General features: G+C 58.3%; 12 protein-coding genes. 10 read left to right on the top strand and 2 right to left on the bottom strand.

The features are described from left to right. Positions 1 to 157 precede the first annotated feature (157 nt). The 3 genes from AACY52_RS11745 (at position 158) to AACY52_RS11755 (ending at position 2,414) form a co-directional block, all read left to right on the top strand. The gene (locus tag AACY52_RS11745; RefSeq protein WP_339427875.1) at positions 158 to 577 is read left to right on the top strand and encodes a hypothetical protein; all 420 of its coding nucleotides are present in this window, start codon (positions 158 to 160) and stop codon (positions 575 to 577) included. Positions 578 to 956: 379 nt separating this feature from the next. Beyond that, positions 957 to 1,556 (top strand): ABC transporter permease, encoded by a 600-nt coding sequence (locus tag AACY52_RS11750; RefSeq protein WP_339560509.1) that lies wholly within the window; start codon positions 957 to 959, stop codon positions 1,554 to 1,556. A 144-nt stretch (positions 1,557 to 1,700) separates the two neighbouring features. Further along, on the top strand, positions 1,701 to 2,414 hold the full coding sequence (locus tag AACY52_RS11755; RefSeq protein ID WP_339418048.1) for an AAA family ATPase: 714 nt from the start codon (positions 1,701 to 1,703) through the stop codon (positions 2,412 to 2,414). Positions 2,415 to 2,470: 56 nt separating this feature from the next. Here the strand turns inward: AACY52_RS11755 and arnT are convergent, their stop codons facing one another. After that, positions 2,471 to 4,126, bottom strand: coding sequence for a lipid IV(A) 4-amino-4-deoxy-L-arabinosyltransferase (arnT, locus tag AACY52_RS11760; protein ID WP_339418046.1), 1,656 nt, complete (start codon positions 4,124 to 4,126; stop codon positions 2,471 to 2,473). Positions 4,127 to 4,300: 174 nt separating this feature from the next. After that, the gene (locus AACY52_RS11765) at positions 4,301 to 4,978 is read right to left on the bottom strand and encodes a histidine phosphatase family protein (protein ID WP_339560526.1); all 678 of its coding nucleotides are present in this window, start codon (positions 4,976 to 4,978) and stop codon (positions 4,301 to 4,303) included. A gap of 274 nt (positions 4,979 to 5,252) precedes the next feature. Between AACY52_RS11765 and AACY52_RS11770 the strand changes: the two genes are divergently transcribed. From AACY52_RS11770 to AACY52_RS11800, 7 genes are all read left to right on the top strand, one after another. Further along, the gene (locus tag AACY52_RS11770; protein ID WP_339418045.1) at positions 5,253 to 5,921 is read left to right on the top strand and encodes an ABC transporter ATP-binding protein; all 669 of its coding nucleotides are present in this window, start codon (positions 5,253 to 5,255) and stop codon (positions 5,919 to 5,921) included. Position 5,922: 1 nt separating this feature from the next. Further along, on the top strand, positions 5,923 to 8,385 hold the full coding sequence (locus AACY52_RS11775) for an FtsX-like permease family protein (protein ID WP_339418043.1): 2,463 nt from the start codon (positions 5,923 to 5,925) through the stop codon (positions 8,383 to 8,385). Then, positions 8,375 to 9,439, top strand: coding sequence for a lipocalin-like domain-containing protein (locus AACY52_RS11780; protein ID WP_339427873.1), 1,065 nt, complete (start codon positions 8,375 to 8,377; stop codon positions 9,437 to 9,439). Before AACY52_RS11775 ends, AACY52_RS11780 begins: the two co-directional genes overlap by 11 nt. A 137-nt stretch (positions 9,440 to 9,576) precedes the next feature. Further along, entirely contained in the window at positions 9,577 to 10,572 is a 996-nt protein-coding gene (locus AACY52_RS11785; protein WP_339560510.1) for a hypothetical protein, read from the top strand. A 2-nt stretch (positions 10,573 to 10,574) separates the two neighbouring features. After that, positions 10,575 to 10,955, top strand: a complete 381-nt coding sequence (locus tag AACY52_RS11790) for a hypothetical protein (protein WP_339437191.1) — start codon at positions 10,575 to 10,577, stop codon at positions 10,953 to 10,955. Between the two features lie 197 nt (positions 10,956 to 11,152). Then, on the top strand, positions 11,153 to 11,533 hold the full coding sequence (locus AACY52_RS11795) for a hypothetical protein (protein WP_339437192.1): 381 nt from the start codon (positions 11,153 to 11,155) through the stop codon (positions 11,531 to 11,533). 112 nt (positions 11,534 to 11,645) lie between these two features. Next, positions 11,646 to 13,157 carry an acid shock protein gene (locus AACY52_RS11800; RefSeq protein WP_339418035.1) on the top strand — a complete coding sequence of 504 codons (1,512 nt, stop codon included), beginning with the start codon at positions 11,646 to 11,648 and terminating at the stop codon, positions 13,155 to 13,157. Positions 13,158 to 13,196 lie beyond the last annotated feature (39 nt).

Below are 13,196 nucleotides of genomic sequence, written 5' to 3' on the forward strand. Positions count from 1 at the left end.
CTATGCGATTCAGCTATTGAGTTGTTGATGAGGCAACGCATTTAATTCGGGCGTAACAATCCTCCGCAGCACCCTGGCACCGGATGCCGGTGAACCGTGGGTCGATGGGCAGCGCCAACGCTTTAGCTCGCCCTTGTCGGCACGCCGAGTCGGCATTGTGGCCGTGCACCAACAGCCCGACGAACACACCGCGGCCTTGCCGGAACCCGACACCGAACGCCTGCTTGGCCTGGTCGACAGTCAGCGCACACAAGGCGTGGCCATCCTCTACATATCCCAGCGCCTGTCCGACCTGCAAAGGGTCACCAACCGCGCGATCGTATTGCAGGAAGGACGGCTGACCAGCGACCTCAACACCCGGCACTTGCCGAGTGCGGCTTACACCTTGTTTGGGGATGTGGCCGAGCATCCTGCGGTGACACCGGGCACGTCGTTACCGGTGCCGTTTCTGGAACGGTTCACCCGGGCTGGGTTCATTCGCAATCGGGCCGAGGGGCGGGCGGTGCAGGAGCAGGTGAGGGGGTTGCCAGTCCATAAGACTAGCTCGCTGCTGAACGACGAAGCGGAGTCAAGTTAGGGTTACCTATCTATTCAGGCGCGATATGAATGGTGCCATTTGTCGGATTGTTTTATGCGTGCTTGTAGGAATAGTCCTCATCTTACAAAAAACACCTGAGTTGGAGCTTTCTGTTTCTTATGATTTGGTGAGTCGTATCGTATTGATTTTATAAAAGGTCGTATTTGATGAGGAAGGCTGGAAGAAACTTTGGTACTTTGTGAAATTGTTAGTATTCCGAAAGTGGTGAGTGAAACTTCCTATTAAAATCGTCAACTGTCCTGCGCTAAATATTTATAACTGTTGCGGTTTTCTCCGGGAGGGCTAGAGTGTTTTTTTTTTTGCGGGTTGGTAAGCGGTTGAGTATTAGAAAGAAAGGTCCCGTTCCGTGAGGTGAATAATGAATCAGTATTTGTTGTTCGCGCCATGTTCACTCGCGGCGCTCTTTATAAAGGAACAATTGAAAGAGCCTGTTGCATTATTTTGGACAGTGGTATCTCCTGTGGTGACCTACTATTTGATCACCTACACCAAGGCTCCAGTGAGTGATACCGCTGTCGATTATTTGTCCAGCACTTCCTGGTTTTACGCTTTTGTAGCGTCAAGTGTGGCGCTATTTGGTCTGGCGTTCTACATAGTGGGCCGGAGGGAAAGTGGCTTTCTGCGGTCATTCGTTTATACGGGCCGAACAAGGGTTGTCTTTCTTATTGGGCAGTTTCTCGCGTATTCGGTTGTCGCCGTACTGTATTGCACTGTTTTCTATGTGCTCACACGCTATTCTTTTGGCGTTTTTAATGGCGCTGAATACTTGGTTGTGGTTGTGCGGTTTTATGTTTGTTTTCTTATTTTTGCCATACCTTCGCTATTGCTGACGCTGGTGCCGCTGGGTTTTCAGAATGCGAGTACTGTCTTTTCCATGTTGTCACTGGCGATGTTGGCGCTCGGGATTGTAGGTACGGGTTCCTCCCGCCCAGCCTTTGTCATCGTTAGTTTTTTTTAATCCAAAGTGGTGGGCAAACAAGGTTATGTTAGTCGGGTTGGCGGAGTGCTGGTTGGTTGTTTTGATGGTTGTCGTTTTGTTGGTGGTTTCTTTCTTTTTGATGTTTCGCTTTTTACTTATCAATCCCGTATGGAGTCGTTATTGATGAAGCGGCTTATCGTAAACTCACTTGACGTCAGGTATGCCTCTCATATTTTGTTGCATCATGCGACTCTGACAATTGAGGCGGGCTCCATTTCAGGGTTGCTGGGCCCTAATGGCTCCGGAAAAACTACCTTTTTCGATGTGATTTGTGGCCTGAAGAAGATTGCTGGCGGTGAGATAAACAACTCTTTTTCCAAACTGCTTTACCTGTCGCAAATCATCAACACGCCCCCCGTGTTCCGCATGTTCGACATCTTCAAAATGACCATGCTCTTTTGCTCCGAAACAAAGGTCACTCAACAGCACGCTCTGGAGAGGATCGGAAAATGGAGCCCCGGCATTGCAGAAAGGTATTGCGACATTTGGAACAAAAAATCCTCCCTCTGTAGCTACGGAGAAAAGCGTTGGTTTTTTACTTTGTCATTGCTCTGCGCCAACGCGGACCTGGTGATACTGGACGAACCCACGGCGGGTGTAGACCCTGAGTTTCGTTATCACATTTGGCGATGCCTGAAGGGGGCGGCGGCGGAAGGTGTCGCGGTGCTGGTTTCGTCGCACAACGTTGATGAAATCGTCATGCATTGCGATGACTTTTACATGCTTAGTCAGCGGCGATTCAACCGTTTCACAGACGCGCAAAGCTTCATGAGCACATACGGTGGTGACAGTCTGGATGAGGCATTTATCCATGCCGCCAGCCTGCCAAATGGATAGACCACGCCGAATAACGGCAGCAGGATCACCGCGTTCAGTTATCCACAATGCCGCCCTCAGGCCGATTTCGGGTAGATGATCAGTTCCAGGCAACCCTTGTGGTAGCGTTTGCCCCCAGGCGGCAGTTGCCCTGCCTCACGCATTTCACTGGTGCTGTTGACTCGCATCAGCACGCCTACCGAGCCGCGCTGGCGCGCGTCCTTGAGCCAGGTTTGTACGTCCTCCAATTCGACTTTGCGACGTACTGCCCCCGCGTATTGCAAACCGTAGCGCAGCTCGCCCTCGGTGTCATACAGCGCCACTTCCGGGCGTTTCAGGCGCCAGGCCAGGGCGCTGGCACTGCTCAGTTCATTGCTCAACAGTGCGTTGGTCTGCTGCAATTCTTCAAGGTGTTCGAGCACGAACGGGTCGGGCATTTCGTTATCTGCGATCCACGCCGGCATGCTCGCTGGCAGCAGGGTCACCAGCAGGCCGATGCCCAGCACCGGCATTGCCCACAACGTCAGCGGGCGAAACGCTTGCAACAAGTTGGCGAGGATCCAAACCAGTAACACGATAAAAGCCAGGGACAGGCTGAACATCTCTGCATGGCTGTTGCTGTAAATCGGCCGAGCGATTTGCAGGTAGATCAAGCCGATCATGGCGACCATGCCGATCACGAAGTTGAGCAGGCCATTGAGGCAGATTGTGCGGGCGCGGCCGGTGCTGATCAGGTCGACCAGGGTATGCCCCATCAGCAATGCCAGGGGCAGCAGGCACGGCATGATGTAGGTCGGCAGCTTGCCGTTGCTCAGGCTGAAAAAGACCAGCGGTAGCAGCAACCACAGGGCCAGGAAGGTGATCGCCGGCTGGCGCTTTTCCTGCCAGGTCTTGCACAGGGTGGCGGGCAGCAGACCTGCCCACGGCAGGCAAGACACCGCGATGATCGGCAGAAAGAACCACCACGGACGCACGTGTTGCGCGTTGTCGGCGCTGAAGCGGCGGATGTGTTCATTCCAGAAAAAGAAGCGCCAGAAGTCGGGTTCCTGAAGGTGGATCGCCAGCGCCCACGGCAGGCACACCAACACCGCAACCGCCATCGCCAGCGGGCCATAGCGCAGCAACTCGCCCAGGCGGCGTTGCCAGAGCATGTAGGGCACTGCAATCAGCACTGGCAGCGCCCAGGCCAGGAAGCCTTTGGTCAGGAAACCCAGGCCGCAGGCCAGGCCCAGCACGGCCCAGGCGAATAGGCGAGCACGCGTCGTGGCGCTTTCAAGTGCAAACCACAGGGCGACCAGGCTCAGGTTGACCCACAAGGTGAATTGCGGATCAAGGTTGGAGTAGCCCGCTTGCCCGGCCACCAGGCCGAAACTCAGGTAGAGCAAGGCGCAGGCGAAGCTTTTGCGCGGATCATTCCACAGGCGGCGGGCAACCAGGTAGGCAAGCAGCACGCTCAGGCCGCTGGCCACGGCTGAGGCGATGCGCACACCGAACAGGTTTTGGCCAAACACTGCCTGGCCCAGGGCGATCAACCAGTAGCCGCCGGCGGGTTTTTCGAAGTAGCGGATACCCATGAAGTGCGGCGCCACCCAGTTGCCGCTTTGCAGCATCTCCTGGCTGATCTGGGCGTAGCGGGTTTCGTCCGGGGTCCACAAGCCGTGCAGGCCCAGAGGCAACAGGTAAAACGCGATAAAGGCCAGCAACACTACCGGCAGGGGCTTTAATCGATTCATGAGCACGTCGCTCCCTGACGCTTAGTGGCGGATGTTTGAAGTAATGAAGTAATAACGGAAATAGCCACAGCCTTCACTGAGTTACGGGAAATAGTCATGTCGTCCTTAATGAAAAGGCGCAACTAAACATGCCAGGGCAGGGCTGTCTTTTTGCTGAACAGGCCGAAGGGTAAGTTAATAGAGTTGTTTCAGCGCGGCGGGCCAGTCGGGATTGTTGACGATGCCCAAGGTCTTGAATTTACCGTGGGGCAATACCTGTACGAACAGTGCACTGCCGTACTGGGGGAACGTGGCGTGGGGAAAGCCCAGGGTGGCTTCGAAGTCGGCAATGCAACCGCGATGGGTGACGAAAACCAGGTTGCGTCCTGGGGTTTTGTGGCTGAGCAGTTCTTCACCCATCGCCGCGCCGCAGACGGCTTGCTGGCCGGAGGTCACTTCGTTTTTGCCAAACATGAAGCGCAGCGTCTGAGCCGTGCGGATCGCGGGGCTGGCCAGTGCGTCGCTGCCCTCCATGCCCAGTGTTTTAAAGGCGTTGCCCAGGGTTTCCGCCTGTTGGCTACCGTTGATCGTCAGGCCTTCCACGGGGCCCAGGCAAGGGTTGGTCGAGCGGTCGCAGCGCTCTTCGTGACGCACCAGCACGATCAGGTCACCGTCGCGCCAGAGGGGCAGCACGTGGGACGTCAGCAGGCGATCACTGACGCCCAGGTCGCGTGGCGAGGCGTGCCAGAGCAGGTTGCCGGCGACCAGCAGACCGACCACGAATAGCCCCAGCCATAGCGGTCGCAGGCGTTTGATAAAGGCCCGGCGTGAGCGCGGTTTGGTCAGGGTAAGGTCAACCACTTCATTCACCATGGGCATTGTTGGCAGTGTCGTGTTAGTTGGTCGCAACGTGTTGGCGAATGCCCGTAGTGGTGCCGGAGGCTGTCACAGGTGGGCTGTCTTTTCGCTGAACATGTTGTGGTTAAAAGTTGTCAGGCGTGGCAACTAACAAGTTGCCGACGAATGACCCATGGCCGGCAATTTAAAGTGCAGTGAGTGGGCAGCCGGTGAAATCAATGTGAAAAATTTGCGTGGCTGGGAGCCGCAACCGTTATTCTCGATTGCCGCCCATCAAACGAGTGTTGCCATGTTGCAGGTGCAAGGAGTGTCTAAAAGCTACGCCACCCCCCAGGGTTCGTTAGCGGTGTTGGCCGGTGTCGATTTGCTCCTGGCCGAGCGCAGCAGCCTGGCGTTGATGGGCGAATCGGGCAGCGGCAAGAGCACCCTGTTACACCTGGTAGCCGGCCTGGATCGGGTGGATGGCGGCAGTATCCAGGTGGGTGAGCAGCGCCTCGATCAGCTCAGCGAGGCGCAACTGGCCCATTGGCGGCGTACGCAAATCGGATTGGTATTCCAGCAGTTCAACCTGATCGGCAGCTTGCGGGTCGAGGACAACCTGGCGTTCCAGGCGCGGCTGGCGGGGCGGTTTGACCCCCAGTGGCAGGCGCAACTGGTGGGACGCCTGGGCCTGGGTGATCTGCTCAAGCGCTACCCGGAACAACTCTCCGGTGGTCAGCAGCAACGGGTCGCGGTGGGGCGGGCATTGGCGTCAAGGCCGGGCCTGTTGTTGGCCGATGAACCCACCGGCAACCTTGACGAAGCCACCAGCGATGAAGTCCTGCAACTGCTGCTCGACTTGCTGCGCGACAGCCCCACCAGCCTGTTGATGGTCACCCACAGCCCGCGCATTGCCGCACGGCTGGACCGGCAGGTGGTGCTGCACCGCGGCCGTGTCGTACCGGCAGGCGCCGCTTGAGATGGCGGTTTTTTATTGGACATTACGCGCGCTGCTCAGCCACTGGCGGCGGCATCCCGTGCAGTTCTTCAGCGTGCTCACCGGCCTGTGGCTGGCCACCGCGCTGTTGATTGGCGTGCAAGCGCTCAACAGCCAGGCGCGCGACAGCTATGCCCGCGCCAGCCAATTGATCGGGGGTGAACCGCAGGCCAGCCTCAGTGCACCTGACGAGGCCGCTTTCCCGCAGGCGGTGTTTGCCCAGCTGCGTCGTGCCGGGTGGCCGGTGTCGCCGGTGGTGCAGGGGCGCTTGCAGCTCAAGGGGCTGGAAGATGTTCGCTTGCAGTTGATGGGCATCGACCCGGTGTCGTTGCCCGGCAGTGGTGCGGTGGCGGGTCAGCGCTTGAGCCAGGCGCAGATGCTGGCGTTTTTCGAGCCGCCGGGGCGCACTTGGATCGCGCCGCAGACCTTGCAGAGCCTAGGGCTGTACGAAGGTCAGCAGCCGACTACCTTGAGCGGTCATACACTGCCGCCGCTGCAAGCCCAACCGGATATGGCACCCGGCTTGCTGCTCACCGATATTGGTTTTGCCCAACCTGTGCTGGAGATGCCCGAGCGCCTGTCGCGCCTGCTGGTGGACAAGGCTTTTGCCGCCGGCCACCCCACGCCGCCCGCCGGATTGCAACTCAAGCAGGGCGAGGACAACAACCTCGCGCGCCTCACCGAAAGCTTTCACCTGAACCTCGATGCGCTGGGCTTCCTGTCGTTTGTGGTGGGGCTGTTTATTGTGCACGCCGCCATCGGCCTGGCCCTGGAGCAGCGGCGCGGGCTGTTGCGTACCTTGCGTGCCTGCGGGGTCAGCGTGCGGATGTTGATCGTCAGCCTGAGCGTCGAACTCGGCGTGTTGTCATTGTTGGGTGGCGTGCTTGGTGTGACGAGCGGCTACCTGCTGGCCAGTCTGCTGCTGCCGGATGTGGCGGCCAGCCTGCGCGGCTTGTATGGCGCCGAGGTGGCGGGGCAGTTAAACCTGAGCCCGTGGTGGTGGGGCGCGGGGTTGGGCTTGAGTTTGTTCGGCGCTTTGCTCGCTGGCGCCAGCAGCTTATGGCGGGCGGCGCGCCTGCCATTGCTGGCGCTGGCCAACGCCCAGGCCTGGCATGAGGCGCACGGACGCTGGTTGCGCCGTCAAGGTTGGGTGGCCAGTGCTGCGCTGCTGATCGCGGTGCTGGCGCTGTGGGTGGGCAATAGCCTGGCCGCCGGCTTTGTGCTGATGGCCACCTTGTTGCTTGGCGCTGCCCTCGGTTTGCCGGTGGTGCTCAATGGCCTGCTCAAGGCCGTGTTGGGGCGCAGCCGTTCGGTGCTCGGCCAATGGTTTTTGGCGGACTGCCGCCAACAGTTGCCGGCTTTGAGTCTTGCGCTGATGGCATTGCTATTGGCCCTGGCCGCGAATATTGGCGCGGGTTCCATGACCTCGGGGTTTCGTCACACATTCAATAACTGGCTGGAGCAGCGTCTCACCGCCGAGCTGTACCTCAACCCGCAAAACCCGACGCAGGCGCAGCAGCTCAGTCACTGGCTGGCGCAACACCCGTTGGTACAAACGGTGTTGCCCACCTGGCAGGTCGCGGTGCAATTGCAGGGCTGGCCGGCGGACTTGTTTGGCGTGGTCGACGACCCGACCTATCGCCAGCACTGGCCGTTGCTTGAGGCGACGGATGCTCCGTGGGACCAGTTGCAGCGAGGCGATACCTTGATGCTCAGCGAGCAATTGGCGCGCAGGCTCGGTGTGCAGCTCGGTGATAGCGTGAGCATCCCCACGCCACACGGCGTATGGGCGCCCAAACTGGTGGGGATCTACGCCGATTACGGCAACCCCAAGGGCCACGTGTTGGTCAATGCCCAGCACCTGTTGGCCCACTGGCCGACGCTGTCACCGGCGCGTTTCAACCTGCGGGTTTCACCGTCGGACGTGGCGCCGCTGGTGCGTGAGGTGCAACGCGCCTTTGCCCTGGAAGACAGTCGCATCATCGATCAACAGCAACTCAAGGGTTGGTCGAGCCAAGTGTTCGAACGCACCTTCGCCGCCACGGCCGCGCTGAACAGCCTGACGTTGGGCGTGGCCGGTGTCGCGCTGTTTATCAGCCTGTTGACCCAGAGCCAGAGCCGCCTTGGCCAACTTGCACCGCTGTGGGCATTGGGTGTCACGCGTCGGCAACTTATGCTGCTCAACCTCGGCCAGACCTGGCTGTTGGCGGTGCTCACGCTGGTGCTGGCTGTGCCGCTCGGCCTGCTGTTGGCGTGGTGCCTGGACGCCGTGATCAATGTGCAGGCCTTTGGTTGGCGCTTGCCGTTGCAGGTGTTCCCGTGGCAGCTGGCTCAATTGCTCGGGTTGGCGATGCTTGCGACCTTGCTGGCCTCGGCCTGGCCGTTGTGGCAGTTGTACCGCAGCCGCCCGGCGGATTTGTTGAGGACGTTTGCCAATGAAGATTAAGTGCCTGTTGTGGGCGTTTTTAGTGTTATTGGGCGCTTGCGACAAAGTCCCAGAGCCGCAGGAAAGCTTTGCCGGGCTTGGCAGTGACGCGGCAGATTTCGCCCAAGTGGTGCCCGGCAAAGTCTTCAGCTTCCCCGAAGACCATGGTTCCCACGCCGGCTTTCGCATTGAATGGTGGTACGTCACCGCGAACCTCAAGGATGAACAAGGCAATGTGTTCGGCGTGCAATGGACGTTGTTTCGCAACGCCCTCAAGGCCGGGCCGACGCAAGCGGGCTGGCACGACTCGACCATTTGGCTTGGGCACGCCGCTGTCACTTCCGCCACCCACCACTACGCCGCCGAGCGCTACGCCCGAGGTGGCGTCGGCCAGGCCGGCGTCCAGGCGGTGCCGTTCAACGCCTGGATTGACGACTGGAGTTTCGCCACCCGCCCCGGTGCCGCGAGCGCGTTGGCGGACATGCAGCTCAAGGCCAACGGCGCGCAATTCGCCTATGACGTGCACCTCACTTCCAGTCGCCCATTGGTGCTGCAGGGCGACGGCGGCTACAGCCGCAAATCCGACCAGGGCCAAGCGTCGTACTACTACAGCCAGCCGTTTTTCAACGCCAAGGGCAGCGTCAGCATCGACGGCAGGACCTATCAAGTCACCGGCGCCGCTTGGCTCGACCGCGAGTGGAGCAGCCAACCGCTGACCGCCAGCCAGACCGGCTGGGACTGGTTCTCGCTGCACCTGGACCGTGGCGAGCAGTTGATGCTGTTTCGTGTGCGACAAACCGACGGTGCGTCGTATATGACCGGCACTTGGATTGATCACGAAGGGCGTACGCAAACCCTGCACAACGCGGATATCCAGCTGACACCGCTGGAAACCACCCACATTGACGGCCGCAACATTCCTACACGCTGGTCGCTGAAAATTCCTGGCAAACAGCTGGATATCACCCCCCAGGCCGTCAACCCCAAAGCCTGGATGAACCTGAGTATTCCGTACTGGGAAGGGCCGGTGCAGTTTGACGGTGGGGTAGGTTATCTGGAGATGACCGGATATTAGCGTGGTTTTTGTAGGCTCTATTTCTTCGCTGTGTAGGTAACTTCCCAAATGTGAATCGGCCCCCCTGGACTTGTGTTCGGGGCGTGGGCGCTTGCTTATATTTCGACGCCATCTCTATTGCATCCTGGATGTAGGGCATGGCGCAGAGCTATATCAACGACCGCGCGACGGACTACCAGAGCTTGAAAATCCGCTTGATGGGCGGCGCCCTGAGCCGCCAGCGTTCCGACCATTTTGATGTGTTGAACCGGCATTTGCGCACTGGCTTTGTGGCTCAGGGCCAACTGGTGATTATTCCCGACAGCCACAGCGTGAGTTGTTCGGTCGAGGAAGCCTGGCTGATGCGCCATGCCGAAGAAGTCCGCCGAAATCTGGAGCTGAATGCCGCGGCCGGCACGGTGTTGCTCGAGAACTATGACTTGCTGCAGAGCTTCCTGGCGAATGGCTCGATGGGTATCGGCAGCGCGACATCGGCGTGGGCGCGGCACTTGAATGAAGTGGCGCAAACGCTGGAAGAAATCGAGCGGCTGCATCAGCGGTTGAAAGACGGTCGTTTGGACAGGGCGATGTTTATCCTGCAGCGCCAGGCGTTGTTTCGACGCTTGGATGTACAGCTGCAGGGTGCGGCGCGGTTTGGTACGGGATTGCGGGGCAATGAGTCGTTGAAAAAGGTATTGGGGATTTCGACCAAGAGTTATCTGCACAAGGGTGAGATCGCGGGGTATGCGCAGCGGATCCGGGAGATGACGCAGATGTCGAAGTGGTTGGGTAAAGGGACTTATGTGGGGTTGGTGTTGGATACGGGGGCGGCGGGGTTGGAGATCAAGGAGGCGTGTGTGACGGGGAGGGAGGCGCAGTGTCGGAGGGCGAAGTATGTGGAGACGGGGAGGTTGGTGGGTTCAGTGGCGGGTGCTGCTGTCGGGGGGAAGTATGGTGCAAAACTTGCGATCCGTGGCTGTCACATGTTTTTGGGTATTGCGATGAAAGGGCGCGGTGAGCTTGCGTGCGCAATTATCGGGGGCGCTGCCGGAGGGCAGGCGGTAGGCTCTGCTCTTGCTCATGAAGGTGCGTTCTGGGGTGGAAAGATCCACGAGGTCAACGGGGATGTGATCTTCGTGCCAGAGGGAGCTTAGCCGTGTCGTTTTTTCTTGCCTTCACCATTGTGCATTTTGCTGGAATGTTTGTCGTTTTGGGGTTAGGTCTTTTTGCCGAATATACAAAACTCGATGAGGTAGAAAGCTACTTCCTCCAAAACGAAAAGGTCCAAGACAATAAACGCTTTTGGAACCGAAACCGGTGGATCGACAGGCAATATCGCATGATGCTGATTTCTGAGTTCCTTTCAGACTCAAGGCGCTATGTGGAAGCCGGTGTTGTGACTGAGGCCGAATTGGATTCGGTTCCTTTAGCGCTTAAACGTTGGGTGGTGTGGCCCTATCACCTGGGGTTCATTTGGTTAATCGCAACGCTTTTCTGGGGCGCCTGGCGCTGGTGGTGCGATATCCCCATTCCATAGGAATTGATTTTTATTAAAAACACTGGACGTGCATGCAGTAGTTGACTGGATTCCATCCCAGGTGACCGGATGTCACCTGAGCTTCACTTTTTAATTATGGATGGATAAAAAATGAAATCGAAAAAAGCCTTTATGCTGGGTGCGGCCATGGCGGCCTCCTGCTTCGTTTCGGCCTTTGCCCTAGCCGAGGCCTGATCGTGGATTTTTTTCTCGTTTACTCAGTCGTGCTTTTTGTTTGGTTGTTTTTTGTCTTGGGGGTGGTGGTTTTTGCCAAATATAAAAAGCTCGACGAGGTGGAAAGTTACTTCAGTGAAAACGAAAGGGCCCGCAACAACAAGCGCTTCTGGAGCCGAAACCGGTGGATCGACAGGCAATTTCGCATGTTGCTGATTTCTGAATTCTTTTCAGACTCAAAGCGTCATGTGGAAGCCGGTGTTGTGACCGAGGCCGAACTCGCTTCTGTTCCTTTAGCGCTCAAGCGTTGGATGGTGTGGCCCTATTACCTTTTGCACATTTTGGCCGTCGCAACAGCAGTCTGGACCTTCTGGCGCTGGTGGTGCGATATCCCCATTCCATAGGAAATGATTTTCCATTAAAAATACTGGACATGCATACAGTTATTGGCTAGATTCCATCCCAGGTGACCGGATGTCACCTGAGCTTCACTTTTTAACTATGGATGGATAAAAAATGAAATCGAAAAAAGCCTTTATGCTGGGCGCGGCCATGGCGGCCTCCTGCTTCGTTTCGGCCTTTGCCCAGGCCGAGCAATACCCTCACCTGGCTGCGCAAGCCGTTAAACCTGACATCAAGCAAAGCCTGAAAGCCGCTGGCAAAGTCCCGGCCACCAAGGCTTCGGCGGCGCTGAAAAAGCAACTGAACGCAGGCGCCCAACTGAAAAAGCCGATGTTCGCCGCGAAGGCCAAGGCCGACTCGGTGGTGGAAGACCACAGCGCACCTGCCCCGGTAACCCAGGTCAAGAAAGCCGGCGCTCAGCCAGCCACCGCCGTGCAAGCGGCGCTGGTCCAAGGCTGTGAAACCACGCTGGACGTGAATGAGTTGTACGCGGTCAATGGTGTGCAAACCGGTGACCTGCTGTGCTACCACTTCAACCTGCCGCAGACGGCCCGGATCAATGCGCTGCTGGTCGGCCAGACGGCCGGTACCGACATGTCCTTGACCCTGTTCCAGGACGATGGCCAAGGCAATCCGATCCCGCTGGGCACTTCCAATAACCCCGGTACCGGTGACGAAAGCCTCAGCGGCGTATTGCCGGCGGGTGACTACTACTGGTTCATGGAAGCCAATGCGGCTGTCTCGGGTTCGAGCTTCCAGTTCGGTGTGGCTGTCAATGCCAATATCGATGCCTTCGAACCGAATGACACGCCGGACACTGCCTTTCAACTGCCGGACACCCTGAACTACATCAGCGGCAACGCCGACAGCCTCGATGATGTCGATTACTTCGACTTCACCGCCGTGCGTGGCCAGAGCGTGGGCATTGCCCTGTCGGCCGATGCCGCCAGCGGCAGCACCCGTGGCAAATGGATCCTTGAGCGCTTCGATGGCAGCCAGTGGGTCACCGTAGGTGCCAATATCGTCTCGACGTCGATCCCGAGTCCGGGTGTGGGCGGTGTGGTCAAGGTGCGGGTGCGCCCGAACCCGCACCCGAACGAGCCGTGGAGCGCGACGGGTAAATACACCCTGTCCTTTGGTTCCAACCCACGTGTCGACAACCCGGATATGAAAGGTGAGGCCAACGTGTTGCGCATCCCGTATTCCGCGTCTGATGTGGGCTACGGCTACATGACCACCCAGGCTTATCGAAACCTGACCTGGAAAATGAACCTGTCCGACAGCACCGGCGCGCCACTGGTGGGGCTGCACCCGATTGTTTATCTCGACCAGCACATCAACCCGGACACCGGCAATATCGTCTACAAGGCGTATTCGGCGGCGACCGACAGCTCCGGCCAAGCCGGTGGCACGATCAACGTGGGCACGTGCGCCGGTGACTTCCAGACCACCTTTGTCGATTACTCCCAGGGCTACAACAACACCTGGCGTACCGACTTCAACTACGGCGTGTGGCGCATGGAGGTGCTGGAATACCCAGGCATTGGCGTCGGCGGTGAAAACACCGAGTTCGTCAGCTTTGGTCACCTGTGCAAGCAAACCTTGCTCAGCAGCACCAAGAGCTAAACGCGTGTAGCCGCAAGCAATGAGGGCATACAGGCCGAG

Origin of the sequence: Pseudomonas sp. EA_65y_Pfl1_P113, assembly GCF_963970525.1 — a bacterium.
Classification (GTDB): Bacteria; Pseudomonadota; Gammaproteobacteria; order Pseudomonadales; family Pseudomonadaceae; genus Aquipseudomonas; species Aquipseudomonas tritici.

Bases quoted from the DNA above. Each gene is read 5' to 3' on its own strand.
- AACY52_RS11770 (WP_339418045.1), top strand. From the start codon at position 5,253: ATGTTGCAGGTGCAAGGAGTGTCTAAAAGCTACGCCACCCCCCAGGGT.
- arnT (WP_339418046.1), bottom strand. From the start codon at position 4,126: ATGAATCGATTAAAGCCCCTGCCGGTAGTGTTGCTGGCCTTTATCGCG.
- AACY52_RS11800 (WP_339418035.1), top strand. From the start codon at position 11,646: ATGAAATCGAAAAAAGCCTTTATGCTGGGCGCGGCCATGGCGGCCTCC.
- AACY52_RS11780 (WP_339427873.1), top strand. From the start codon at position 8,375: ATGAAGATTAAGTGCCTGTTGTGGGCGTTTTTAGTGTTATTGGGCGCT.
- AACY52_RS11765 (WP_339560526.1), bottom strand. From the start codon at position 4,978: ATGGTGAATGAAGTGGTTGACCTTACCCTGACCAAACCGCGCTCACGC.
- AACY52_RS11775 (WP_339418043.1), top strand. From the start codon at position 5,923: ATGGCGGTTTTTTATTGGACATTACGCGCGCTGCTCAGCCACTGGCGG.
- AACY52_RS11755 (WP_339418048.1), top strand. From the start codon at position 1,701: ATGAAGCGGCTTATCGTAAACTCACTTGACGTCAGGTATGCCTCTCAT.
- AACY52_RS11750 (WP_339560509.1), top strand. From the start codon at position 957: ATGAATCAGTATTTGTTGTTCGCGCCATGTTCACTCGCGGCGCTCTTT.
- AACY52_RS11785 (WP_339560510.1), top strand. From the start codon at position 9,577: ATGGCGCAGAGCTATATCAACGACCGCGCGACGGACTACCAGAGCTTG.